Origin of the sequence: Enterobacter sp. BIDMC 27, assembly GCF_000534415.1 — a bacterium.
Classification (GTDB): domain Bacteria; phylum Pseudomonadota; class Gammaproteobacteria; order Enterobacterales; family Enterobacteriaceae; genus Enterobacter; species Enterobacter hormaechei_C.
On the sequence record NZ_KI973178.1, the window covers coordinates 1,651,010 to 1,676,922 of the forward strand.

Genomic DNA, 25,913 nt, shown 5'->3' on the forward strand with positions numbered 1-25,913 from the left:
CGCAGATATCTGCGCCTTTTTTATGGAAGTGACATGATGAAAACACTGCAAATTGCTGTCGGGATCATTCGCAACCCGCAAAATCAGATCTTCATTACCCAACGTGCCGCCGATGCGCACATGGCCAACAAATGGGAATTCCCCGGCGGAAAAATCGAATCAGGTGAAACGCCGGAGCAGGCGCTGGTGCGTGAGCTTCAGGAAGAGGTGGGGATCACCCCGCTTGGTGCAACGCTGCTCGATAAGCTGGAGTACCAGTTTCCGGATCGTCACATCACGCTGTGGTTCTGGCTGGTTGAAAACTGGGAAGGTGAGCCGTGGGGAAAAGAGGGGCAGCCGGGTAACTGGATTGAGCTTCAGGCCAGCGATGCGGAAAAATTCCCGCCTGCCAATGAGCCTGTGATCCTCCGGCTGGCCGCACAACCGTAGGCCTGCTAAGCGACGCGCCAGCAGGCTTTGAACGTTACTGCTGGTTTTCGCTCCAGTCATCGCTATCCGAGAGATCGCCTTCGCTCGGAATGCGTTTCTCTTCCGCCGCCCATTCGCCCAGGTCTATAAGCTGACAGCGCTTACAGCAGAATGGGCGAAATGGACTTACGTCTCCCCAGACGACAGTTTTCCCACAGGTTGGGCAGTTTACGGTGGTTACGTCAGACATTGGCACTCCTTAACAACAGGCCAGTTCAAAATCGAGGCGTTCCGGCACGGTGCCATGTTCACTGTCCAGCGGCATAAAGCGGATCGCGAAACGGCTTTTATGCCCGGAAATTTGCGGGTAAAGCTGCTCGCCAAGAGACAGGTTCAGGCGCAGAAGATCGGCGTCGTCGCCGTTATCCTGATAGAAACCGTTGAGACTGGTTTGTTTGCGGAACGGGGCAGAGTTACGCACAAGATCGAGGATCAGGGATAACGTCTGATTCATCGGCTCCAGGCTGCCCAGCCAGCTGTTCACCTGGCGATTGCGCTGTTCCTGCGGCATGTGCAGCCACATATGCAGCGTTGGCAGGTCAAAGCTACAGCATCCGCCCGGTATGCTCAGGCGCTGGCGCACCAGCGCAATCAGACGATCCTCTCGTAAAAACTGGCCAACGCGCGGCGCGGCCATCAGGGTCGTGCTGCTGTTTTTCAGCTGCTTGCGTAAAGCGTCAATTCGACTTTGATCCACGCCCGGTACTTCGGCCCAGGCCTGTAATTTACGCTGCTGGCGCTCCAGCTCTTTCAACAGCTCAGTGCGGACGTCGCCGCGTTCAATCACATCCAGCAGATCGCCCACGTTGCGGAAAAAATGCAGCGCGGTGGCGTGATCGTTGACAGGCAGATGTTGTGAAAGCTGTTGAATAAGAAATTCTATGCGTAGCCAGGTACGCATTTTTTCGTTAAGCGGGTGCTCAAAAAGGATATGAGTCGACATTATGGTTTTTCCTGTGCAACGGCCTGCGCGGCGAAGGTCAGATACTGCGCGTGCAGACGAGCAACATCCGATGCAATGGCATCTGGTGCGCCGTTATTATCAATAACATCATCCGCAATGGCGAGGCGCGCTTCGCGCGTGGCCTGTGCGGCAAGAATTTGTTCAGCATGCTCGCGAGAAACATGGTCACGCGCCATGGTTCTCTGGATTTGCGTTTCGCGGGAAACGTCAATCACCAGCGTTCTGTCTGCTTTATTTTGAAGCTGATTTTCCACCAGTAACGGGACCACCCACAACACATAGGGCGAACTGGCTGCGGCAATCTGACGCTGAGTTTCCTGGTGGATAATGGGGTGGAGCAGGGCATTAAGCCAGGCTTTTTCCGCTGGATCGGAAAATATGCACTCACGCAGCTGCCGACGATTCAGGGTGCCGTCAGCCTGTATCACGGGGCGACCAAAATGCGCTTCGATGGCGTTTAAGGCGGGTGTATTGGGTTCTACCACCTGACGGGCAATGATATCGGCGTCGATAATCGTGATGCCGAGACGAGCAAACGCGTGCGCAACGGTGCTTTTACCACTACCGATGCCGCCGGTTAATGCGACGATATACCCCATTAAATCAGATCCTGGGAATTATTCAGTTTTAAAATCAGTTGCTTAAAATTCAAACTTACAACAGCCAATGTTTAGCTCTCTTTACCCGCTTTTTACCAGGTAAATTTATAGGATTGTAGCGTAAAAAAAGAGAATTTCGCAGTCTTGCGGAGCAGGTATTAGTGCGTATGATAGCGTCACTGGAGTTGTGCTTTTAATATATTTGCCTCTAACCCCAGGAATCCGCACATGCGTATCGAAGAAGATCTGAAGTTAGGTTTCAAAGACGTTCTTATCCGCCCTAAACGCTCTACACTGAAAAGCCGCTCAGACGTTGAACTCGAACGTCAATTCACCTTTAAGCATTCCGGTCAGACGTGGTCTGGCGTGCCGATTATCGCGGCCAACATGGATACCGTCGGGACCTTCGAGATGGCGACCGCACTGGCGCAATTCGACATCCTTACTGCGGTACACAAACACTACAGCGCTGAAGAGTGGGATGCGTTTGTCGCCTCCGCCTCGGCTGACGTGGTGAAGCATGTGATGGTCTCGACCGGTACCTCTGATGCAGATTTCGAGAAAACCAAACAGATCCTGAACGCCAATCCAGCGCTGAATTTTGTCTGCATTGACGTGGCAAATGGTTATTCCGAGCATTTCGTTCAGTTCGTCAGCAAGGCACGTGAGGCCTGGCCAACCAAAACCATCATCGCGGGCAACGTGGTGACCGGTGAAATGTGTGAAGAGCTGATCCTCTCCGGGGCCGACATTGTAAAAGTTGGCATTGGCCCGGGGTCCGTTTGCACCACGCGCGTGAAAACCGGTGTGGGTTATCCGCAGCTGTCTGCGGTAATTGAATGCGCTGACGCTGCGCACGGTCTGGGCGGCCAGATCATCAGCGACGGTGGCTGCACCATGCCAGGCGATGTCGCGAAAGCCTTCGGCGGCGGCGCGGATTTCGTGATGCTCGGCGGCATGCTGGCTGGCCACGAAGAGAGCGGCGGTACCGTGGTAGAAGAGAACGGCGAGAAATTCATGCTGTTCTACGGAATGAGCTCTGAATCCGCGATGACCCGTCACGTGGGCGGTGTCGCGAAATACCGTGCGGCGGAAGGCAAAACCGTTAAGCTGCCACTGCGTGGTCCGGTCGAAAACACGGCGCGCGATATCCTCGGCGGTCTGCGTTCTGCCTGCACCTACGTTGGTGCTTCCCGCCTGAAAGAGCTGACGAAACGCACGACGTTTATCCGCGTTCAGGAGCAGGAAAACCGCGTATTCAATAGCCTCTGACGGCTACGGCTGGCGCGCGTCCGTGCGCCAGCGTTACCCCGCGCTCATTGCATCCCCCAGATGGAAAATCGGCAAATACATTGCCACCACCAGCGTGCCAATAATCAGACCCGTCACGACCAGTAGCAAAGGCTCAAGAAGCGCCGCCAGATTGTCTGCCTGCTGAAATGTCTGTTCCGTATGGTGGCGGGCCAGATTCATCAGCATCACATCCAGTGAACCCGACACTTCTCCGGTGCGAATGAGCTGAATACACAGTGGCGTAAAAACAGAGGCCTTCTGGAAGGAGGACCACACGGGCATCCCCTGTTCGATATCGCTGCGTATCTCACGGAGTTTCTCCTGCCAGTAGCCCCTCTCAACGGTCTCCTCCACACTCTCCAGTCCTTGTAAAAAGGCAATTCCGGCCTGCTGGGTTAATGACAGCACGGTAAAAATCTGTCCCAGTTTTTGCCCGCGCGTCAGCGTGCCCATAACCGGTACGTGTAACAAAACATACTGCCAGCGTGGATGCCGCCGCAGCTTACAGGCGATGACAACCATTGCCACGAGCAGGGTCAAAAGGGTGAGGATATGCGCCTGAACCAAGGCCGCCAGCCCTATGACTGCCTGCGTGAGCAAAGGGAGCGGGGTGTTGAACGTTTTGTAGATTGCAGCAAACTCAGGCAAAACCAGCGTGACCATCGCCAGCACCACGAAAACGGCCAGCGTCAGGATGATCAGCGGATAGCGCAGCGCTTTCTTCACCTTCGCACTGAGCTGCTGCTGGGATTTTTGTTGCTGCGCAAGCTGACGGCAGCAGGCTTCGAGCTTACCCGTCAGCTCACCCGTCTTCACCATTGAGACATAAAGAGGGCTAAACACCTCTGACCATTTCTTCATGGTCTCTGACAGGGCGCAACCTTCGCTCAGGTCATCAGCAAGACTGTGCAGCAGCGCCTGCCAGTGCTGCAAAGGATGCTGTTCCGCCAGCATGTGCAGGCTTTGGGATAGCGTGAGTCCAGCCTGTAGCAGCGTGGCGAGCTGGCGAAAAATATCGTAGCAGTGCTGCACCTGCCATCGCTGGCGCTGCTGACAGCGTTTTAGCGCCAGCGGGTGCAGTTGTTTAAGCACCAGAGCCGTGTAAGCTGCGTCACGGTCGATGGCCCAGAGGGTGCCGGTTTGCACCTCCCCCTCGGTGTTCAGGGCACGCCAGCGCCAGAGCGAATTAGCAGCCATCGGGCATTCCCAGGACGCGCAACAGCTCTTCGAGCGTGGTCAGCCCTTGCTCTACGGCCATGCAGCCATGCTCAAACAAAGAGGTCATTCCCGCCTGACGAGCGCTGGACCCAATCACCTCCGTGCTTGCTCCGCTGGCGATGGCCTGCCGCAGCGTGTCGTCGATGACGAGCACTTCAAAAATGGCTACGCGACCATAAAAACCGTGGTAGCAGCGATCGCAGCCGGTGGGTTGCCAGCGAGGAAGCGGCCGGGGCCACAGCGTGCGGGGTAATTCGGTGTGGCGGCTGGCTTCCTGTCGGCAGTACGGACATAAACGGCGCACCAGTCGCTGGGCAATCACCATCGAGAGCGCCGAAGAGATCATCCAGCGCGCGACGCCCATCTGTTGCAGCCGTACCAGCGTTTCAGTCGTTGAGTTAGTATGCAGGGTGGACAGCACCAGATGCCCGGTTTGCGCCGCCTTAATGGCAATTTCTGCCGTTTCGCCGTCACGAATTTCACCCACCATAATGATGTCAGGATCCTGCCTGAGCAGGGCACGCAGCACGCTCTGGAAGGTCAGCCCCGCACGCGGATTAATCTGCGTCTGGTTTAAGCCTGCAAGCGGGATTTCAACGGGATCTTCCACGCTGCAAATATTGACGTCAGGGGTATTTCGCGCCTGTAACGCGCTGTACAGCGTCACTGTTTTCCCGCTACCGGTCGGGCCGGTGACCAGAATCAACCCCTGAGGGCTGTTAAGCGCCCCGGCAAAACGGGCCTGCTGATCTGCGCTCATCCCCAGCTGTTCAAGCTCCAGTGCCTGCTGTACCTGGTGAAGCAGACGAAGCACGATTTTTTCTCCACCACTACAGGGAAGGGTTGCGATACGAAAAGAGACGGGGACGCTTGCCAGCTCCACCGTAAACTGGCCGTCCTGCGGCAGGCGGCGCTCCGCAATATCCAGTTGACCCAGCACCTTCAGACGTGCGGCAAGCGTCGTCCCGAGGGCGGCAGAGATCGGCAGTTGCGGGTAGAGAACACCGTCGATTCGCAAACGGATCTGGTAGCCGTGCTCCGTCGGTTCAATATGGATGTCAGAAGCCCGCTGGTTTACTGCCTGCTGCAAGGTTGTACTGAGCACGTCAGCGGCTGAGTTTGGCGCTATGCCCGGCAGGTGTGATGATGAGACGGACTGAAGCCGTTTTTCCATCCGTTCTGCCGTCCAGCACTCAATATCAATACGCTTCTGCGTGGCGAAGCGTAACGCTTCCATCAGCTCAGAGGCAGGATTACCCACCACCGCAATGCTGATCATATCGGTGTCGCTTGCGAGTAGCAGTGCGTGATGGCGCTGACAGAGCGTCATTAGCTGTTCGGTATTCATTGTCCACTCCTGTCAGTTGTTGTCGAAGCGGAAAACATCTTCACAGGCTTGTCTGAGCGCCGTGTCGGACGCAATTTTGCAGTCACGCGTCCAGCCCGTCATACCGTTACCGTCGCTCCAGATCGGTGTCATGAGCACTTCAAGTCCGTTAAGGCTTTCCTGCCCTGTTAACGATACGGCCCCCTTTGCCACGCTCATCGCTGAAACGTAACGTGTGGTTGTCGGGGAGGGGATGCCATTGGTGCCTGCGTCGCAGCTATCCACACCACCACGATCCAGGGCGCAAAGCTCAATGGCGGTGCGGTAGGGGATGAACGTTTGCAGCATATCGGTGAGCGCCGCTTTTAGCAGGTAGTTCTGATAGGCCGGAACGCCAATGGCGCTCAGGATGGCAATAATGCCAATGACCACCATTAGCTCAATCAGGGTAAATCCTTGTTGTCTGTTCATGTCTGCTCCTTACGTTAAGTGGCGCTACTGTGGCAGTGCCAGCATGCAGAAACGAGGGACAAAAGCGTGAACGTGAAGGGGCTTTCAGGGAAATGATTCAGTGTTGCAGAGAAGGACAGCGTAATTGCGAGCGGTTTCGTATTTCCCCTCTCCGGGCGGAGAGGGGAGGATAATTTATTTGAAGCGCATCGAGAGGTCGAGGGCGCGGACGTGCTTGGTCAGGGCGCCAACGGAGATGTAATCGACGCCGGTTTCAGCAAATTCGCGGATGGTGTCGAACGTCACGTTGCCGGACACCTCAAGCTGCGCCTGGCCGTTTGTGCGTTTGACCGCTTCACGCATCTGCTCCGTGTCAAAGTTATCGAGCATGATGATGTCAGCCCCCGCTTTAATGGCCTCGTCCAGCTCCTCCAGCGTTTCCACTTCCACTTCGACCGGCACATCCGGATGCAGCCAGAAGGCCTTTTCCACGGCCTGACGCACCGAGCCAGAGGCAATAATGTGGTTCTCTTTGATCAGGAAGGCATCGGAGAGCCCCAGACGATGGTTGGCGCCGCCACCGCAGAGTACCGCGTATTTCAGCGCGGTGCGCAGGCCCGGCAGGGTTTTACGGGTATCCAGCAGCTGCGTGCGGGTGCCTGCCAGCAGGTCAACGTAGCGGCGTACTTCACTGGCAACGCCAGAGAGCGTTTGCACAAAATTGAGCGCGGTGCGTTCGCCGGTCAGCAAGACGCGGGACGGGCCGTCCAGCTCGAACAGTGGCTGATTCGCCGTGACCGCATCACCGTCTTCAACGTGCCATGTTACCTGCACCTCGTCGCCTGCCAGCTGGGTAAAGACCTCTTCAACCCAGCGTTTGCCGCAGAAAACCCCCGCTTCGCGGGTGATGATCACCGCATGCGAGCGTGTCTCTTTTGGCAACAATTGGGCGGTAATATCGTTATCGGCGCTGACGTCGCCGCCGAGATCTTCTTTCAGGGCATGGGCAACGCTTGCCGGGATATCACTATTAATACGTTCCAGAAGCGCGTCACGTCGGTGGTCGGGGTTATAGCGGCGAGGCGGCATGATAAAACTCCAAATTGGTAACGAATCATAATATTGAAACATGCTACTCTGAACCGAGTAACAGCACCATAGATAAGGAGTTCCAGCATGTTGTTAGAAAACGGATGGCTGGTGGACGCGCGGCATGTACCGTCGCCGCACCACGACTGCCGCCCGGAGGATGAAAAGCCCACACTGCTGGTGGTTCACAATATTAGTCTCCCGCCGGGTGAGTTTGGCGGTCCGTGGATCGATGCGTTATTCACTGGAACGATAGATCCCGATGTCCACCCCTTCTTTGCTGAGATTGCGCATCTGCGCGTATCGGCGCACTGTCTGATCCGTCGTGATGGCGAAGTGGTTCAGTATGTTCCTTTTGATAAGCGAGCCTGGCATGCCGGCGTGTCGATGTATCAGGGGCGCGAGCGGTGCAATGATTTCTCCATTGGAATTGAACTGGAAGGAACGGACACCACGCCTTACACCGATGCGCAATATGAGAAACTGGTTGCTGTAACGCAAACGTTAATCGGGCGCTATCCCGCCATTGCAGACAATATTACAGGGCACAGCGACATCGCCCCCGAAAGAAAAACCGACCCCGGCCCGGCGTTTGACTGGTCCCGGTTTCACGCCATGCTTACCACGTCGTCAGATAAGGAGATAACATGACGTTGTTTACCATGCTGCTGGTTATGATCGCTGAACGCCTGTTTAAGCTCGGCGAGCACTGGCATCTGGATCATCGGCTGGAGGTGTTATTCCGCCGCATCAGGCATTTTTCCATGCTGCGCACGTTGCTGATGGCGGCAGGCGTGATGGCGATTACGTTCCTGTTGCTGCGCTCGCTTTACGGCCTCTTTTTCAACGTGCCGCTGCTGGTGGTGTGGATCCTGCTCGGCGTGCTGTGTATTGGCGCGGGCAAGGTGCGTTTGCACTATCACGCGTATCTGAAAGCCGCTTCCCGGGATGATGCCCACGCGCGCGGCGCGATGGCGAGCGAGTTGACGATGATCCACGGCGTACCGCCGGATTGCGATGAACGCGAGTTTCTGCGGGAGCTGCAAAACGCGCTGCTGTGGATTAACTTCCGTTACTACCTGGCGCCGCTGTTCTGGTTCGTGGTGGGCGGACCCTGGGGGCCGGTTCTGCTGATGGGTTATGCGTTCCTGCGCGCCTGGCAGACCTGGCTTGCCCGCTATCTTACGCCGCATGAACGTCTACAGTCCGGCATTGATGCCATCCTGCACGTGCTCGACTGGCTTCCGGTGCGTCTGGTAGGCGTGGTCTATGCCCTCATCGGTCACGGTGAAAAGGCGCTGCCCGCGTGGTTTGTCTCCCTTGCAGACCGCCATACCTCGCAGTATCAGGTTTTAACCCGACTGGCACAGTTCTCGCTGGCGCGTGAGCCGCACACGGACAAAGTCGCAACGCCAAAAGCTGCCGTCTCGATGGCGAAGAAAACATCCTTTGTGGTGGTGGTGATTGTGGCGCTGCTGACGATTTACGGCACGCTGGTCTAAGCCAGCGCGCCGAAGCTGTTACGGCGTATCCGCAGGCGGGATGCCGAAGTCAGGCATCCCGTTTTCGTTCCAGCGGACGAGTTTCAGGCGAGTATGGCGATTGGGATCGTAAAGCGGATCGCCTTCAATTTCAGTGTAGTTTCGCGCGTGGTAGACCAGCACATCTTCGCCTTCCGGCGTCTGCGTAAAGCTGTTATGGCCTGGCCCATACTGACGGTTTTCGTAGCTGGTGACGAACACCGGGCGCGGGGATTTATGCCAGTTAGCCGGGTTTTGCGGATCGGCATTCAGGTCTACCCACAGTAATCCCATGCAGTAGTTCTCGTCGGTGGCGCTGGCGGAATAGCTGATAAACAGCTTATCGCCATGGAACAGCACCGCCGGGCCTTCGTTGACCCAGAACCCACGGCACTCCCAGTCATATTCCGGTTTACTGAGCATCACCGGCTCGCCTTTCAGCGTCCACGGATTTTCCATTTCACACAGGTAAAGATTGGAGTTACCGGAAATGTCCGGGGCTTTTTGCGCCCACAGATACCAGCGTTTACCCTGATGAACAAAGGTGGTGGCATCCAGCGCGAAGGTGTCAAACGGGGTTTTGATTTGCCCTTTTTCCACCCACGTACCGGTGAGCGGATCGCCGTCTGCGCGTTCAATGGCAAACATGCGATGCTGGAACATCCCGAGCTGATCAAGCGCCTGGGTATGCGTGGCGGCAAAATAGATGTACCACCTGCCGTCGATATGATGCAGTTCCGGTGCCCAGATCAGCTGGCTCATCGGGCCGGTGTCGGGCTTGCGCCAGACAATCACCTCTTCGGCATCGCGTAAACCTTCCAGCGAGTCCGCGCGGCGGATCGCCAGCCGATCGTACTCCGGCACGGAGGCGATAAAGTAATATTGCCCATCGTGACGCAGGATATACGGGTCGGCGCGTTGTTCAATAAACGGGTTTGGCCAGGTTTGCATTCGGCTTTCCTTATTTAGTCTCAGCGGCTTTGAGTTCCTGATAATCGTTCAGCTCGCGATAGTTGGTGCGACGCTTTTCCAGATCGGACTGGATCTGCTTCATGGTCTCACGGTCCACTTTCAGCAGACGTACTACGCCCGCGGTAATTAAGTATCCAATGCCGGGAATGATGGTAAACAGCAGCACGATCCCGTTGATGGCATCCGCGCTCTGCGCTTTTGCGCCCGCGTCGTAGCCGTACCAGGAGAGCAGGAAGCCGACCATTGCCCCGGCAATCGCCAGACCCAGCTTCAGGAAGAAGATGTTGCCGGAGAAGCTGATCCCGGTGATGCGTTTCCCGGTTTTCCATTCACCGTAGTCGTCCACGTCGGCCATCAGCGACCAGTGCAGCGGTGACGGGATCTGGTGCAGGATGTTCAGCAGGACGTAGAGCACGACAATGGTTGTCGTCGCTTTCGGGTCGAAGAAGTAAAAGGCGCAGGAGAAAATCGCCAGCACGATGTTGGTCCAGAAGAAGACCTTCAGCTTACACCAGCGGTCGGTCAGCACTTTCGCCAGCATACTGCCGAACATCATGCCGACCACGCCCAGGCTGATAAACAGCGTGGCGAAATGGGTGCTTTGCCCCATGACCCAGGTGACGTAATACATGGTGGCCGCCATGCGGATAAAGCCAGGGCAGACGTTGCACAGGGTTAACAGCAGGATCCGCACCCACTGGTCATTCTTCCACACGTCTTTCAGGTCGTTTTTCAGTTCGTCATGGGTTTGCACTGCCGGACGCACGCGCTCCCGCACGGTGGCGAAGCAGAACAGGAACATACAGGTTCCAATCAGCGCCAGCACGGTCATTGCCATCTGGTAGCCTTTGGCTTTGTCATCTCCCCCGAACCAGTCGGCCATCGGCAGGAGCGTCAGCGACAGCAGCAGCGTGGCGATACCAACCATAACAAAACGGTAGGACTGGCAGGCAACGCGCTCTTTCGGGTCGTTGGTGATCACGCCGCCGAGCGAGCAGTACGGAATGTTGATGGCGGTATAGGTCAGCGACAGCAGGAAGTAGGTGACAAAGGCATAGATTACTTTGCTGTTATAGCTCCACTCCGGCGTGGTGAACATCAGAATGCTGAACAGCGCATAGGGGAAGGCAATCCACAGCAGCCATGGACGAAACCGGCCATATTTGCTGCGGGTACGGTCGGCAATCGCGCCCATAATTGGGTCCGTGACGGCATCAATGACGCGTACGGACAGGAGTAAAACGCCAACCAGTGCAGGAGCCAGACCAAAAATATCCGTATAAAAGTAGTTAACAAATAACATGATGGCGCCAAAGATAATGTTGCATCCGGCGTCACCCATGCCATAGCCGATCTTTTCTTTTACTGACAGTTTGTTGTTATTCATCGACAGCTCTCCGGGTTTCGGTATGGAGAGAATTATTCGCTGGCAAACGAATATATGCGTTGCAATATAAAGGCGGTGATATGGAGGATTTTGCTGTGGGCGCGAATTTGTGAGGAAGGTAACAAGACGCTGTACCCGCAACCGCGAGTACAGCGAGAAAACACTTAGTGCGCTTTCACCGTTTTGGCATTTTTCTGTTTCACCATATAACCCACGCCGAGGATCGCAATCCAGACCGGGATCAGGTAGACGGAAATCGCCATGCCTGGGGTGATGAGCATGATGACCAGCACAGCTGCCATGAACAGCAGGCAAACCCAGTTCCCCAGCGGATAGAGCAGGGCAGGGAAGCGCGTGGTTACGCCCTGCTGGTGCTTGGCGCGGCGGAACTTGATGTGCGCGAGGCTAATCATCGCCCAGTTAATCACCAGCGCGGAAACCACCAGCGCCATCAGCAGACCGAAGGCAGATTCCGGTGCCAGGTAGTTAATCAGAACGCACAGCGCCGTCACGACCGCCGACACGATGATGGTATTAACCGGTACGCCACGCTTATCAACGGTAAGCAGCGCTTTCGGTGCGTTGCCCTGTTGCGCCAGGCCGAACAGCATACGGCTGTTGCAGTAAACGCAGCTGTTATAAACGGAGAGCGCGGCGGTCAGCACCACGACGTTGAGCGCGTTCGCCACGAAGGTGTCGCCCAGCTCGTGGAAGATGAGCACAAACGGGCTGGTATCCGCCGTCACGCGCGTCCATGGCAGCAGGGAGAGCAGGACCGCCAGGGAGCCCACATAGAAGATCAGAATACGGTAGATAACCTGGTTAGTGGCTTTCGGAATGCTCTGCTCCGGGTTGTCGGCTTCCGCGGCGGTGATGCCCACCAGCTCCAGACCGCCGAAGGAGAACATAATTATTGCCATCATCATCACCAGACCGGTCATGCCGTGCGGCAGGAACCCGCCTTGCTCCCAAAGGTTGCGCACGGTGGCCTGCGGACCGCCGTTGCCGCTGAACAGCAGCCAGCCGCCGAAGATGATCATCGCTACAACGGCAATCACTTTGATGATGGCAAACCAGAACTCCATCTCACCAAACACTTTTACGTTGGTCAGGTTAATGGCATTGATAATGACGAAGAAGGCCGCCGCAGACGCCCAGGTGGGGATCTCCGGGTACCAGAACTGAATGTATTTCCCAACGGCGGTCAGCTCGGCCATGGCAACCAGAACGTACAGAACCCAGTAGTTCCACCCCGAGGCGAAACCTGCGAAGCTGCCCCAGTATTTATAGGCGAAGTGGCTGAATGAGCCTGCGACCGGCTCCTCAACAACCATTTCACCTAACTGGCGCATAATCAGAAATGCAATAAAACCCGCAATCGCGTACCCCAGAATAATGCCCGGACCGGCCGACTGGATAACCGATGCACTGCCCAGAAACAGGCCAGTACCAATAGCACCGCCCAGGGCGATGAGCTGTATATGGCGGTTTTTAAGGCCGCGCTTTAGCTGATCGCCATGCTGTTGAGCTTCCATTTGAAACCTCGTGTGTGGTTGTTATGTTCACGCTGTGCGTGTGTAATTATGAAAGTCCATATTCTGTATTTATTTCTTTACGGTTAACGATACCGAAAAAAGCGGAGATGGCTTCCGTTAGCGCAAGAATAGTGGTAAGTGCCAGCGAATGCACCTGCTTTATGAAGGGATGAAGACGACTTGAATAAAAAGAAACCAATTGTAAATCGGTACGTTAACCCCTCATACCCCAACCTATAGAATAGAAATGCGTCAGAAGAGGGCGAATTTTCATTTTTTGCTTTGTTGAATCGCTTCAGATTGCAAAAACCCTCGTTTCATTATGGTTAAAACTGCCTCTTTGGTAGTAACCATTTCATTTGTGCAAAGTTACATTCCTGAAACGTTAGTTCTGTAAGGTTGTTAAAATGTGCCGGGTTTACTGATTTCAATCAAAACCAATATGGACAGAAGGTGAATACTTTGTTACTTTAGCGATACGAACATGAAATTGGTAAGACCAATTGACTCCGGGCAAAAAGGCGTAAGACAGGGAATATGGCCTACAGCAAAATTCGCCAACCAAAACTTTCCGATGTGATTGAGCAGCAGCTGGAGTTTTTAATTCTCGAAGGGACACTGCGCCCGGGCGAGAAGCTCCCGCCAGAACGCGAGCTGGCAAAACAGTTCGACGTTTCACGCCCCTCTCTGCGTGAGGCGATTCAACGTCTCGAAGCAAAGGGCCTGTTGCTCCGTCGCCAGGGTGGCGGAACCTTTGTGCAAAACAGCCTGTGGCAGAGCTTCAGCGACCCGCTGGTAGAACTTCTCTCTGACCACCCAGAATCCCAGTTTGATCTGCTTGAGACCCGTCACGCGCTGGAAGGTATCGCGGCTTATTACGCCGCCCTTCGCAGCACTGATGAAGACCGCGTACGTATTCGCGAGCTGCATCAGGCCATTGAACGGGCACAGCAGTCCGGCGATTTAGACGCCGAGTCCAATGCCGTCGTCCAGTATCAAATTGCCGTCACCGAAGCGGCGCACAACGTGGTGCTCCTCCATCTGCTACGCTGCATGGAGCCGATGCTGGCCCAGAACGTTCGTCAGAATTTTGAATTGTTGTATGCCCGTCGGGAGATGCTCCCGCTGGTAAGCAACCATCGCACCCGAGTATTCGAGGCGATAATGGCCGGGGAACCGGAGCAGGCGCGCGAAGCGTCGCACCGCCATCTGGCTTTCATTGAGGAAATCTTGCTGGACCGCAGCCGTGAACAATCGCGTCGCGAACGTTCATTACGCCGCATACAGCAACGAAAGGATTAAGCGCCAGGTACTTTTAGAGCGCGGCAACTAAACGCAGAACCTGTCTTATTGTGTTTTCTGGCGAAAATACAATGGGACAGGTTCCAGACAAATCAACGTATTAGATAGATAAGGAATACCCCCATGTCAGAACGTCTCCAAAATGACGTGGATCCGATCGAAACTCGCGACTGGCTACAGGCGATCGAATCGGTCATCCGTGAAGAAGGTGTTGAGCGCGCTCAGTATCTGATTGATCAGCTGCTTTCAGAAGCACGCAAAGGCGGCGTGAAAGTGGCTTCAGGTGCAGGGGCTAGCAACTACGTAAACACGATTGCCGTCGAAGACGAACCGGAATACCCGGGCAATCTGGATCTGGAACGCCGTATCCGTTCTGCTATCCGCTGGAACGCCATCATGACCGTTCTGCGCGCATCCAAGAAGGACCTGGAACTGGGTGGCCACATGGCGTCCTTCCAGTCTTCTGCGACCATTTACGAAGTGTGCTTCAACCACTTCTTCCGTGCAGCTAACGAGAAAGATGGCGGCGATCTGGTGTACTTCCAGGGCCACATCTCTCCGGGCATCTATGCACGTGCCTTCCTGGAAGGTCGTCTGACTGAAGAGCAGATGAACAACTTCCGTCAGGAAGTTCACGGTAAGGGTCTGTCTTCTTACCCGCACCCTAAACTGATGCCTGAGTTCTGGCAGTTCCCGACCGTATCTATGGGTCTGGGTCCAATCGGTGCGATCTATCAGGCTAAATTCCTGAAGTACCTGGAACACCGTGGTCTGAAAGACACCTCTGAGCAGACCGTTTACGCCTTCCTGGGCGACGGTGAAATGGATGAGCCAGAATCTAAAGGCGCGATCACCATCGCGACCCGTGAGAAGCTGGACAACCTGTGCTTCATCATCAACTGTAACCTGCAACGTCTGGATGGTCCGGTAACCGGTAACGGCAAGATCATCAACGAACTGGAAGGCATCTTCGCAGGTGCTGGCTGGAACGTGATCAAAGTGATGTGGGGCGGTCGTTGGGATGAGCTGCTGCGTAAAGACACCAGCGGTAAACTGATCCAGTTGATGAACGAAACCGTTGACGGCGACTACCAGACCTTCAAATCCAAAGACGGTGCCTACGTTCGTGAGCACTTCTTCGGCAAATATCCTGAAACCGCAGCCCTGGTTGCAGACTGGACTGACGAGCAGATCTGGGCGCTGAACCGCGGTGGTCACGATCCGAAGAAAGTTTACGCTGCACTGAAAAAAGCGCGTGAAACCAAAGGTAAAGCGACTGTGATCCTGGCCCACACCATCAAAGGTTACGGCATGGGTGATACCGCAGAAGGTAAAAACATCGCTCACCAGGTTAAGAAAATGAACATGGACGGCGTGCGTTATATCCGCGACCGTTTCAACGTTCCAGTGACCGATGAGCAGGTAGAAAAACTGTCTTACATCACCTTCCCGGAAGGTTCTGAAGAGCACAAGTACCTGCACGAACGTCGTCAGGCGCTGAAAGGCTACCTGCCTGCTCGTCAGCCTAACTTCACCGAGAAGCTGGAACTGCCAGCGCTGGAAGATTTCTCTCAGCTGCTGGAAGAGCAGAACAAAGAGATCTCTACCACTATCGCTTTCGTTCGTGCCCTGAACGTGATGCTGAAGAACAAGTCGATCAAAGATCGTCTGGTTCCAATCATCGCCGACGAAGCGCGTACTTTCGGTATGGAAGGTCTGTTCCGTCAGATCGGTATCTACAGCCCGAACGGTCAGCAGTACACCCCGCAGGACCGTGAGCAGGTTGCATACTACAAAGAAGACGAGAAAGGTCAGATCCTTCAGGAAGGTATCAACGAACTGGGTGCAGGCGCATCCTGGCTGGCTGCTGCGACTTCTTACAGCACCAACAACCTGCCGATGATCCCGTTCTACATCTACTACTCCATGTTCGGGTTCCAGCGTATCGGTGACCTGTGCTGGCAGGCAGGCGACCAGCAGGCTCGCGGCTTCCTGATCGGTGGTACTTCTGGTCGTACGACCCTGAACGGTGAAGGTCTACAGCACGAAGATGGTCACAGCCACATTCAGTCTCTGACTATCCCTAACTGTATCTCTTACGACCCGTCTTACGCGTACGAAGTGGCAGTCATCATGCATGACGGCTTGCAGCGCATGTACGGTGAAGCGCAAGAGAATATTTACTACTACATCACCACCCTGAACGAAAACTACCACATGCCGGCAATGCCAGCAGGTGCCGAGGAAGGTATCCGTAAAGGTATCTACAAACTCGAAACCATCGAAGGTAGCAAAGGTAAAGTTCAGCTGCTGGGCTCCGGTTCTATCCTGCGTCACGTTCGTGAAGCAGCGCAGATCCTGGCGAAAGACTACGGTGTGGGTTCCGATGTGTACTCTGTTACCTCCTTCACTGAACTGGCGCGTGATGGCCAGGATTGTGAGCGCTGGAACATGCTGCACCCAATGGAAACCCCACGCGTTCCGTACATCGCTCAGGTGATGAACGACGCGCCAGCGGTGGCGTCTACTGACTATATGAAACTGTTCGCTGAGCAGGTTCGTACTTACGTTCCAGCTGATGATTATCGCGTACTGGGTACTGACGGCTTCGGTCGTTCTGACAGCCGCGAAAACCTGCGTCACCACTTCGAAGTTGATGCTTCCTACGTGGTAGTAGCAGCACTGGGCGAACTGGCTAAACGTGGCGAAATCGATAAGAAAGTGGTTGCAGACGCAATCACCAAATTCAACATCGATGCAGATAAAGTTAACCCGCGTCTGGCGTAAGAGGTAAAAGAATAATGGCTATCGAAATCAATGTACCGGACATCGGGGCTGATGAAGTTGAAATCACCGAGATCCTGGTCAAAGTGGGCGACAAAGTTGAAGCTGAACAGTCGCTGATCACCGTAGAAGGCGACAAAGCTTCTATGGAAGTCCCGTCTCCTCAGGCTGGCATCGTTAAAGAGATCAAAGTCTCTGTTGGCGATAAAACCGAGACCGGTAAACTGATCATGATTTTCGATTCCGCCGACGGTGCAGCAGCTGCTGCACCTGCGCAGGAAGAGAAGAAAGAAGCCGCACCTGCTGCTGCTCCAGCAGCGGCCGCGGCAGCGAAAGAAGTGAACGTGCCTGACATCGGCGGTGACGAAGTTGAAGTCACTGAAATCCTGGTGAAAGTGGGCGATACCGTTGCGGCCGAGCAGTCACTGATCACCGTAGAAGGCGACAAAGCCTCTATGGAAGTGCCGGCACCGTTCGCGGGTACCGTTAAAGAGATCAAGATCAACACCGGCGACAAAGTGTCTACAGGTTCCCTGATCATGATTTTCGAAGTGGCGGGCGCTGAAGGCGCTGCGGCTCCAGCGAAAGCGGAAGCTGCTCCGGCTCCGGCTGCTGCACCAGCGGCTGCTGGCGGCGTGAAAGACGTTAACGTACCGGACATCGGCGGTGACGAAGTTGAAGTGACCGAAGTGATGGTAAAAGTGGGCGACAAAGTTGCCGCTGAACAGTCACTGATCACCGTTGAAGGCGACAAAGCTTCTATGGAAGTGCCTGCGCCGTTCGCCGGTACCGTTAAAGAGATCAAAATCAACACCGGCGACAAAGTCTCTACCGGCTCTCTGATCATGGTCTTCGAAGTGGAAGGCGCAGCACCTGCCGCCGCTCCAGCTGCCGCGGCTGCTCCGGCACCGGCTGCTGCACCGGCTCAGGCTGCTAAACCGGCTGCTGCCCCTGCTGCTAAAGCAGAAAAATCTGAGTTCGCTGAAAACGACGCTTACGTCCACGCGACTCCGCTGATTCGTCGCCTGGCGCGCGAATTCGGTGTGAACCTGGCGAAAGTGAAGGGCACTGGTCGTAAAGGCCGTATCCTGCGCGAAGACGTTCAGGCTTACGTGAAAGATGCGGTGAAACGCGCCGAAGCTGCACCTGCTGCTGCCGGTGGCGGTATCCCGGGCATGCTGCCATGGCCGAAAGTGGACTTCAGCAAGTTCGGTGAAATCGAAGAAGTGGAACTGGGCCGTATCCAGAAAATCTCGGGTGCTAACCTGAGCCGTAACTGGGTAATGATCCCGCACGTTACCCACTTCGATAAGACCGATATCACCGATCTGGAAGCGTTCCGTAAACAGCAGAACGCCGAAGCTGAGAAGCGTAAGCTGGACGTGAAGTTCACTCCAGTGGTCTTCATCATGAAAGCGGTTGCCGCTGCCCTTGAGCAGATGCCTCGCTTCAACAGCTCCCTGTCCGAAGACGGCCAGAAGCTGACGCTGAAGAAGTACATCAACATCGGTGTTGCGGTTGATACGCCAAATGGTCTGGTTGTTCCGGTCTTCAAAGACGTGAACAAGAAGAGCGTCACTGAGCTGTCCCGTGAACTGACCACCATCTCCAAAAAAGCGCGTGATGGTAAGCTGACTGCCGGCGAAATGCAGGGCGGCTGCTTCACTATCTCCAGCATCGGCGGCCTGGGTACCACCCACTTCGCGCCGATTGTGAACGCGCCGGAAGTGGCTATCCTCGGTGTGTCCAAGTCCGCGATGGAGCCGGTGTGGAATGGCAAAGAGTTCGTGCCGCGTCTGATGATGCCAATCTCTCTGTCCTTCGACCACCGCGTGATCGACGGGGCTGATGGTGCGCGTTTCATCACCATCATCAACAACATGCTGAGCGACATTCGCCGCCTGGTGATGTAATCGAAAAGCCGGCCAGTCGGCCGGCTTTTTTCTGATAATCTCATGGGGTTTTTGAGGTTATTGGTGAAAGCGATAATTCGTGAGCCGTTTGTTGTTTCAAAATTGTTAACAATTTTGTAAAATACGGGCGGATAGAACGACCCGGTGGACGACGGGTATACATTAAGAGGTCATGATGAGCACAGAAATCAAAACTCAGGTCGTAGTACTTGGGGCAGGCCCGGCAGGTTACTCCGCAGCATTTCGCGCCGCGGATTTAGGTCTGGAAACCGTCATCGTAGAACGTTACAGCACCCTCGGCGGTGTTTGTCTGAACGTCGGCTGTATCCCTTCTAAAGCGCTGCTGCACGTAGCGAAAGTTATCGAAGAAGCCAAAGCGCTGGCTGAACACGGTATCGTCTTCGGCGAGCCGAAAACCGACATCGACAAAATTCGTACCTGGAAAGAGAAAGTTATCACTCAGCTGACCGGCGGTCTGGCGGGTATGGCCAAAGGCCGTAAAGTGAAAGTGGTAAACGGTCTGGGTAAATTCACCGGTGCGAACACCCTGGAAGTGGAAGGCGAAAACGGCAAGACCGTGATTAACTTCGACAACGCGATCATCGCGGCAGGCTCTCGCCCAATCGAACTGCCATTCATTCCACATGAAGATCCACGCGTGTGGGATTCCACCGATGCGCTGGAGCTGAAAACCGTTCCTAAGCGCCTGCTGGTTATGGGCGGCGGTATCATCGGTCTGGAAATGGGTACCGTGTACCATGCGCTGGGTTCAGAGATCGACGTGGTTGAAATGTTCGACCAGGTTATCCCGGCTGCCGACAAAGACATCGTTAAAGTCTTCACCAAACGCATCAGCAAGAAATTCAACCTGATGCTGGAAACCAAAGTGACTGCCGTTGAAGCGAAAGAAGACGGTATTTACGTTTCCATGGAAGGCAAAAAAGCCCCTTCCGAACCACAGCGTTACGACGCCGTGCTGGTGGCTATCGGTCGTGTGCCGAACGGTAAAAACCTCGACGCGGGCAAAGCTGGCGTGGAAGTGGACGACCGTGGCTTCATCCGCGTTGACAAACAGCTGCGCACCAACGTGCCGCACATCTTTGCTATCGGCGATATCGTCGGTCAGCCAATGCTGGCGCACAAAGGTGTTCACGAGGGTCACGTTGCCGCTGAAGTTATCGCCGGCATGAAGCACTACTTCGATCCGAAAGTGATCCCATCTATCGCCTACACCGAGCCAGAAGTTGCATGGGTCGGTCTGACTGAGAAAGAAGCGAAAGAGAAAGGCATCAGCTACGAAACCGCCACCTTCCCGTGGGCTGCTTCTGGCCGTGCTATCGCATCCGACTGCGCAGACGGTATGACCAAACTGATCTTCGACAAAGAGACTCACCGCGTGATCGGTGGTGCGATTGTCGGTACCAACGGCGGCGAGCTGCTGGGTGAAATCGGTCTGGCTATCGAAATGGGCTGTGACGCGGAAGACATCGCGCTGACCATCCACGCTCACCCGACTCTGCACGAGTCCGTGGGCCTGGCGGCAGAAGTGTTTGAAGGTAGCATTACGGACCTGCCAAACGCGAAAGCGAAGAAGAAATAAGTTTCTTCAGATGAAAAAAGCGGCCTCAGGCCGCTTTTTTTATGCGCCGCGTTCAGGGGGTGACAGGCTGCCAGGTTTTATCCGGGTGGTATGCAGCGAGCGCCTGCGCTTTTTGTGCCGAATCGTTGCCGAGATTTGCCTGATGCACCTTGTCATCCTGGTTAACGACAAAGCTCATTACCCCCGTCTGACCATAGCTCACGGGCCAGGCAACCATCGCAAAGCCATTTTTATCCGGCAGAATGCGGAACCGATAGCCGTGATAGCCCATACCCGGCTCCGGCGGGCTGAAGGCGGGACCCAGCGGGCTTGGCGCTTCGCCCGGCGAGATGGGCCAGTACAGGCCGTCTTTTAGCCCTGGCGTGCTGACAATCTTCTGCGCATAGCGGTGGTTCATGGCGTAGTAGCTCTGCTGTGCGTCGACGTAGGCGTGCAGCGCTTCGATAGCCGCGAGTTCGTTGCGGCCGATTTCGCGGGTCAGGATCTCATCCGCCGCTTTCTGCATATCAAATTGCCAGCCCTCTTTTTTCTTCACTACCGGTATGGGGAGTTGCCAGCCGTTATCGCCAACTGACAGATGGGCAATATCGCCGCTGATTTCGGTACGATGGTTAATCTTCCAGTCACGCAGGAATCGAGCTACCGCCTCCGGATCAACCCCTTCAGGTGGCAGATAGTCGCGCCAGTTATCCCCCAGCAGGTCGGCCATCGCGCGCTCATTCTGCTCGCTGATGGCCTTCGTCAGGGCATTGGCCGCCTGCTCAGGCGTGGAGAAAGATTGCTGGGCGCAGGCGAAGGTGGATACCATCAACAACAGCATTCCACCGATCGGTTTCATGTTCATAGCGGCTTCCTTAACGACGATGGAATTCACGGTGTTCGGTATGATGTTCGGACAGCTGCTGGCGGCTTTGCAGCCCGCGCTGGTGCTGGGCCTGCCAGTTGGCCGAGCGGCTGTCGTTGCCGCTCAGGGCGTTTGCCCGCAGCGGCTGATGCTGAACCTGCGTCGGGCGTCTGGTTTGCGCAAGAGTATTATTCATCCGTTGTGCGTGGGGCCGCGCGCTGTCGTAGCCGCGATAGTTGCTGCGCTGAGAGAGCTGCTTCAGCTGCTGCGCGGACGCTGAATGTTGCGGGAAATGCGCGTCGCCATGCTGTAGCTGTGTGAGGGTTTTGCCCGTCGACTGCTGTATCTGCGCCATCGCAGCCTGCCGCTGGCTATCGCGGTTGACCGTCTGCTGCCGGGTAGCGCTCAGCCCTCTCGGCACTGAAGTCTGATGATAGCGGCTGGCAAGCTGGCTATTGGCGTAGGGCACGCCGTTGCGGTAGGCCGGATTATGCTGCCAGACCTGATGATTATCGGTACGGTGCTCGCCGGTGATCTTATTGAAGTTATTAACATTAATATTAATGTTATCGCCGTTATGCGAATAACCGCCGTGGTGATCGTCATCATGATCGTGATGATGTTCGTCGTCATCGTCCCAGTCTATGTTACTGAACAGCGCATAGGTAGTGGCTACGCCGAGGCTATAGCCAAAGCCTCTGACAAAACTATTGGTAAACTGCTGGCCGGGAGACGGGGGCAGATACACAGGCGGATAGCTGGCGTTTGGCCACGTGCCGTAAACGGTGGAAGGGTTGTAGGTAGGGACATAAACCACCTGTGGATCGGCTGGCTCAATTTTAATCACCGTCGGACTAGCCGACGTTGACGTCGCGGCTGTACTGGTGGAGGCTGGCGCAGATTTTTTCACGGTGGTGACGGTCTGCTGCGGGGTGGATTGCAACGTGCCTGTCTGCTGCGCGAGCAGGCGCAGACGCTGCACGGAATCCATCACATCCTTTGGCTGGGCCAGAAAGGCGTCGCCGAGGCTCTGTACCCACGACGGGTTTTCTCCCATCAACGACATTAACTGCGGAAAGGCGACCAGCGATTTCACGCTGGCATCCCATGGCTGCCCGCTGACCGCCTGAATGGCGGTATCGCCCTGCATTTTAGGGTTGTCCTTTGACCACTGGGCGGCCTGAATCACGCTCGCCGGATAGGTTGAGGCCATCAGAATTTGCGACAGCAGCGCGTCGGGATAGAGCGCAATGGGCGCGGTCCACTGATCGATCTGCGCGGCGCTATAGGCCGGAGTCGCCATCGGGGCAGGTTGTGCTGTTGGTGCGGGGAGCTGCGGGGCTACCGGCGCAGGTGCGGGAGCGGGTTCCGTTGCGCGGCTTTTAACGAACATGACGCCCGAGGCGGCAAACAGCCCCGCACTGCAAAGCAGAACAAGAAGATGTGGTTTAAAAGGCAACTTCATAGATTGACTCCAACGAGACGAGTGCAGTGCCGTGAGGCGTTGCTGTTGCCGCGAGTATCATTCACCCGTGTTTTACAGTTTTAACTTTTGTTGGGAAAACCTCCGAAGAATCCGGATAAAGAGTGTGAGTATTTATTACACAATTATATCGGATGGCTGAGCAGGCGACGGGCATTCAGAAGGCCGCTCTTGCGAGCGGCCAGCAGCTAGTTGCTGGGGTGGAGACAAACTTACGGAACTGCTTTCGGGCCCGGTGACGGGGTGCTATACCATGCTTAACGATTCAGCAAATTTTTTAATGTTGCTTTTTTGTAAACAGATTAACACTGTGCAGAAATCCTGCTATGCTGCCCGACGCGGTATCGGGCATTTACCCTACAAACTGCTGTCTCACAGGAGCGTGAAGAGAACGCCCGCCGCATATGACAATGAGAGCGAGGAGAACCGTCGTGCTAGAAGAATACCGTAAGCACGTAGCAGAACGTGCCGCCGAGGGAATTGTACCCAAACCGTTAGATGCAACCCAAATGGCCGCGCTCGTCGAGCTGCTGAAGAACCCGCCTGAGGGCGAAGAAGAATTCCTGTTAGATCTGCTGATCAACCGTGTACCGCCTGGCGTAGATGAAGCTGCCTACGTAAAAGCCGGATTCCTTGCCGCCGTTGCCAAAGGCGAAGCCACCTCCCCACTGGTTACTCCTGAAAAAGCGATTGAACTGCTCGGCACCATGCAGGGCGGCTATAACATTCATCCGCTGATTGACGCGCTGGATAACGACAAGCTGGCGCCAATTGCTGCCAAAGCGCTCTCTTCAACGCTGCTGATGTTCGATAACTTCTACGATGTGGAAGAAAAAGCCAAAGCAGGCAACGTTTACGCGAAGCAGGTGATGCAGTCCTGGGCCGATGCCGAATGGTTCCTGAACCGCCCTCAGCTTGCTGAAAAAATTACCGTTACCGTCTTTAAAGTGACCGGTGAAACCAACACCGATGACCTTTCTCCGGCGCCGGATGCATGGTCTCGCCCGGATATCCCACTGCACGCCCTTGCGATGCTGAAAAACGCCCGTGAAGGCATTGAGCCGGATCAGCCAGGCGTGGTTGGCCCGATCAAACAGATCGAAGCCCTGCAACAAAAAGGTTTCCCGCTGGCTTACGTCGGTGACGTGGTTGGTACCGGTTCTTCCCGTAAATCCGCCACCAACTCCGTGCTGTGGTTCATGGGCGACGACATTCCGCACGTGCCGAACAAGCGCGGCGGCGGCCTGTGCCTCGGCGGCAAAATTGCGCCAATCTTCTTCAACACCATGGAAGATGCGGGCGCGCTGCCAATTGAAGTGGACGTGAGCAACCTGAACATGGGCGACGTGATTGACGTTTACCCGTATAAAGGTGAAGTGCGTAACCACGAAACCAACGAACTGCTGGCCAGCTTCGAACTGAAAACCGACGTGCTGATCGACGAAGTGCGTGCCGGTGGCCGTATTCCGCTGATCATCGGCCGTGGCCTGACCACCAAAGCGCGTGAAGCGCTGGGTCTGCCGCACTCAGACGTTTTCCGTCAGGCGAAAGACGTGGCGGAAAGCAACCGCGGCTTCTCGCTGGCACAGAAAATGGTGGGTCGCGCCTGCGGCGTCGCCGGTATCCGTCCTGGCGCGTACTGCGAACCGAAAATGACCTCCGTGGGGTCTCAGGACACCACTGGCCCAATGACCCGTGATGAACTGAAAGACCTGGCGTGCCTGGGCTTCTCTTCCGATCTGGTGATGCAGTCCTTCTGCCACACCGCGGCGTATCCGAAGCCGGTTGACGTAACCACGCACCACACGCTGCCAGACTTCATTATGAACCGTGGCGGTGTCTCCCTGCGTCCGGGCGACGGCGTTATCCACTCCTGGCTGAACCGCATGCTGCTGCCGGATACCGTCGGTACCGGCGGTGACTCCCATACCCGTTTCCCAATCGGGATCTCCTTCCCGGCGGGTTCCGGTCTGGTGGCGTTTGCCGCAGCGACCGGCGTGATGCCGCTGGATATGCCGGAATCGGTGCTGGTGCGCTTCAAAGGTAAAATGCAGCCGGGCATTACCCTGCGCGATCTGGTGCACGCGATCCCGCTGTATGCCATTAAACAGGGTCTGCTGACCGTCGAGAAGAAAGGCAAGAAAAACATCTTCTCTGGCCGCATTCTGGAAATTGAAGGTCTGCCGGATCTGAAAGTGGAGCAGGCGTTCGAGCTGACCGATGCCTCTGCCGAGCGTTCTGCGGCGGGCTGTACCATCAAGCTGAACAAAGAGCCGATTATTGAGTATCTGACCTCCAACATCGTGCTGCTGAAGTGGATGATAGCGGAAGGCTACGGCGACCGTCGTACGCTGGAGCGTCGTATTCAGGGCATGGAAAAATGGCTGGCGGATCCGCAGCTGCTGGAAGCCGACGCTGACGCAGAGTACGCGGCGGTGATTGAGATCGATCTGGCGGATATCAAAGAGCCAATCCTGTGTGCGCCTAACGATCCGGACGATGCGCGTCTGCTCTCTGACGTGCAGGGCGATAAGATCGACGAAGTGTTCATCGGCTCCTGTATGACCAACATCGGCCACTTCCGTGCTGCCGGTAAGCTGCTGGATACCCACAAAGGCCAGCTGCCGACCCGTCTGTGGGTGGCGCCGCCAACCCGTATGGATGCGGCGCAGCTGACCGAAGAGGGCTACTACAGCGTGTTTGGTAAGAGCGGGGCGCGTATCGAAATCCCTGGCTGTTCCCTGTGTATGGGCAACCAGGCGCGCGTGGCCGACGGTGCGACGGTGGTTTCCACCTCAACCCGTAACTTCCCTAACCGTTTAGGAACCGGGGCGAACGTTTACCTGGCCTCTGCGGAGCTGGCGGCGGTTGCGGCGCTGATTGGCAAACTGCCAACGCCGGAAGAGTACCAGACCTTTGTGGCTCAGGTAGATAAGACGGCGGTGGATACTTATCGTTATCTGAACTTCGACCAGCTCTCTCAGTACACCGAGAAGGCTGACGGGGTGATCTTCCAGACCGCAGTATAAATGCTACCCTCTCCCGTGGGAGAGGGGCTGGGGGTGAGGGCGCCAGACCGCTCCGCACCTGACCCATTGCCCGGTGGCGCTACGCTTACCGGGCCTACAAAACCCATCGCAACGTCGGTGGGTTTTTTATTTTCAT

Annotated in this window: 21 protein-coding genes; 9 read left to right on the top strand and 12 right to left on the bottom strand. The window is 55.7% G+C overall.

What is annotated here, in order from left to right; genetic code table 11:
* The first annotated feature begins 36 nt into the window (after positions 1-36).
* Positions 37-429, top strand: a complete 393-nt coding sequence (gene mutT, locus L463_RS14735; RefSeq protein WP_032103220.1) for an 8-oxo-dGTP diphosphatase MutT — start codon at positions 37-39, stop codon at positions 427-429.
* A gap of 34 nt (positions 430-463) precedes the next feature.
* Here the strand turns inward: mutT and yacG are convergent, their stop codons facing one another.
* From yacG to coaE, 3 genes are read right to left on the bottom strand one after another with little or no spacing between them, the layout of a single operon-like run.
* A complete protein-coding gene (yacG, locus tag L463_RS14730; RefSeq protein WP_015572675.1) occupies positions 464-658 on the bottom strand; it encodes a DNA gyrase inhibitor YacG in 195 nt (64 codons plus the stop codon).
* Positions 659-667: 9 nt separating this feature from the next.
* On the bottom strand, positions 668-1,411 hold the full coding sequence (gene zapD / locus L463_RS14725) for a cell division protein ZapD (RefSeq protein ID WP_032103180.1): 744 nt from the start codon (positions 1,409-1,411) through the stop codon (positions 668-670).
* Positions 1,411-2,031 (bottom strand): dephospho-CoA kinase, encoded by a 621-nt coding sequence (coaE, locus tag L463_RS14720; RefSeq protein WP_032103181.1) that lies wholly within the window; start codon positions 2,029-2,031, stop codon positions 1,411-1,413. The genes zapD and coaE overlap by 1 nt, the downstream gene beginning before the upstream one ends.
* A 228-nt stretch (positions 2,032-2,259) precedes the next feature.
* Between coaE and L463_RS14715 the strand changes: the two genes are divergently transcribed.
* Positions 2,260-3,303, top strand: a complete 1,044-nt coding sequence (locus L463_RS14715) for a GMP reductase (protein WP_017383777.1) — start codon at positions 2,260-2,262, stop codon at positions 3,301-3,303.
* Positions 3,304-3,336: 33 nt separating this feature from the next.
* On the opposite strand, the gene hofC is transcribed toward L463_RS14715, so the two are convergent.
* From hofC to nadC, 4 genes are all read right to left on the bottom strand, one after another.
* Entirely contained in the window at positions 3,337-4,521 is a 1,185-nt protein-coding gene (gene hofC, locus L463_RS14710) for a protein transport protein HofC (protein ID WP_032103182.1), read from the bottom strand.
* Positions 4,511-5,890 (bottom strand): type II secretion system protein GspE, encoded by a 1,380-nt coding sequence (gspE, locus tag L463_RS14705; protein ID WP_015572679.1) that lies wholly within the window; start codon positions 5,888-5,890, stop codon positions 4,511-4,513. The genes hofC and gspE overlap by 11 nt, the downstream gene beginning before the upstream one ends.
* 12 nt (positions 5,891-5,902) lie before the next feature.
* Complete coding sequence (gene ppdD, locus L463_RS14700; protein ID WP_032673122.1) at positions 5,903-6,340, bottom strand: prepilin peptidase-dependent pilin; 438 nt, start codon at positions 6,338-6,340, stop codon at positions 5,903-5,905.
* A 174-nt stretch (positions 6,341-6,514) separates the two neighbouring features.
* Positions 6,515-7,408 (bottom strand): carboxylating nicotinate-nucleotide diphosphorylase, encoded by an 894-nt coding sequence (nadC, locus tag L463_RS14695; RefSeq protein ID WP_015572681.1) that lies wholly within the window; start codon positions 7,406-7,408, stop codon positions 6,515-6,517.
* An 87-nt stretch (positions 7,409-7,495) separates the two neighbouring features.
* Here nadC and ampD point away from each other — a divergent pair, with 87 nt between their 5' ends.
* The gene (ampD, locus tag L463_RS14690) at positions 7,496-8,059 is read left to right on the top strand and encodes a 1,6-anhydro-N-acetylmuramyl-L-alanine amidase AmpD (RefSeq protein ID WP_023295921.1); all 564 of its coding nucleotides are present in this window, start codon (positions 7,496-7,498) and stop codon (positions 8,057-8,059) included.
* Positions 8,056-8,910, top strand: a complete 855-nt coding sequence (ampE, locus tag L463_RS14685; protein WP_003856320.1) for a beta-lactamase regulator AmpE — start codon at positions 8,056-8,058, stop codon at positions 8,908-8,910. Before ampD ends, ampE begins: the two co-directional genes overlap by 4 nt.
* Before the next feature lie 18 nt (positions 8,911-8,928).
* Here the strand turns inward: ampE and L463_RS14680 are convergent, their stop codons facing one another.
* From L463_RS14680 to aroP, 3 genes are all read right to left on the bottom strand, one after another.
* Positions 8,929-9,879 (bottom strand): glycoside hydrolase family 43 protein, encoded by a 951-nt coding sequence (locus tag L463_RS14680; protein ID WP_032103185.1) that lies wholly within the window; start codon positions 9,877-9,879, stop codon positions 8,929-8,931.
* A 10-nt stretch (positions 9,880-9,889) separates the two neighbouring features.
* Complete coding sequence (locus tag L463_RS14675) at positions 9,890-11,287, bottom strand: glycoside-pentoside-hexuronide (GPH):cation symporter (RefSeq protein WP_023295923.1); 1,398 nt, start codon at positions 11,285-11,287, stop codon at positions 9,890-9,892.
* Positions 11,288-11,451: 164 nt separating this feature from the next.
* Positions 11,452-12,822 carry an aromatic amino acid transporter AroP gene (gene aroP / locus L463_RS14670; protein ID WP_015572685.1) on the bottom strand — a complete coding sequence of 457 codons (1,371 nt, stop codon included), beginning with the start codon at positions 12,820-12,822 and terminating at the stop codon, positions 11,452-11,454.
* A 537-nt stretch (positions 12,823-13,359) separates the two neighbouring features.
* Between aroP and pdhR the strand changes: the two genes are divergently transcribed.
* The 4 genes from pdhR to lpdA all read left to right on the top strand — a co-directional run bounded on the left by pdhR (position 13,360) and on the right by lpdA (position 20,421).
* Positions 13,360-14,124: a pyruvate dehydrogenase complex transcriptional repressor PdhR gene (gene pdhR / locus L463_RS14665; protein ID WP_015572686.1), complete on the top strand. Its 765-nt coding sequence runs from the start codon at positions 13,360-13,362 to the stop codon at positions 14,122-14,124.
* Between the two features lie 123 nt (positions 14,125-14,247).
* A complete protein-coding gene (aceE, locus tag L463_RS14660; protein ID WP_003856315.1) occupies positions 14,248-16,911 on the top strand; it encodes a pyruvate dehydrogenase (acetyl-transferring), homodimeric type in 2,664 nt (887 codons plus the stop codon).
* A gap of 14 nt (positions 16,912-16,925) precedes the next feature.
* Complete coding sequence (gene aceF, locus L463_RS14655) at positions 16,926-18,821, top strand: pyruvate dehydrogenase complex dihydrolipoyllysine-residue acetyltransferase (RefSeq protein ID WP_017694504.1); 1,896 nt, start codon at positions 16,926-16,928, stop codon at positions 18,819-18,821.
* A gap of 175 nt (positions 18,822-18,996) precedes the next feature.
* Positions 18,997-20,421 carry a dihydrolipoyl dehydrogenase gene (lpdA, locus tag L463_RS14650; protein ID WP_003856313.1) on the top strand — a complete coding sequence of 475 codons (1,425 nt, stop codon included), beginning with the start codon at positions 18,997-18,999 and terminating at the stop codon, positions 20,419-20,421.
* Positions 20,422-20,473: 52 nt separating this feature from the next.
* Here the strand turns inward: lpdA and L463_RS14645 are convergent, their stop codons facing one another.
* A complete protein-coding gene (locus L463_RS14645; RefSeq protein ID WP_023295924.1) occupies positions 20,474-21,265 on the bottom strand; it encodes a DUF2950 family protein in 792 nt (263 codons plus the stop codon).
* Between the two features lie 10 nt (positions 21,266-21,275).
* Entirely contained in the window at positions 21,276-22,730 is a 1,455-nt protein-coding gene (locus tag L463_RS14640; RefSeq protein WP_023295925.1) for a DUF3300 domain-containing protein, read from the bottom strand.
* 449 nt (positions 22,731-23,179) lie between these two features.
* Between L463_RS14640 and acnB the strand changes: the two genes are divergently transcribed.
* Positions 23,180-25,777 (top strand): bifunctional aconitate hydratase 2/2-methylisocitrate dehydratase, encoded by a 2,598-nt coding sequence (gene acnB, locus L463_RS14635; RefSeq protein WP_032103189.1) that lies wholly within the window; start codon positions 23,180-23,182, stop codon positions 25,775-25,777.
* Positions 25,778-25,913 lie beyond the last annotated feature (136 nt).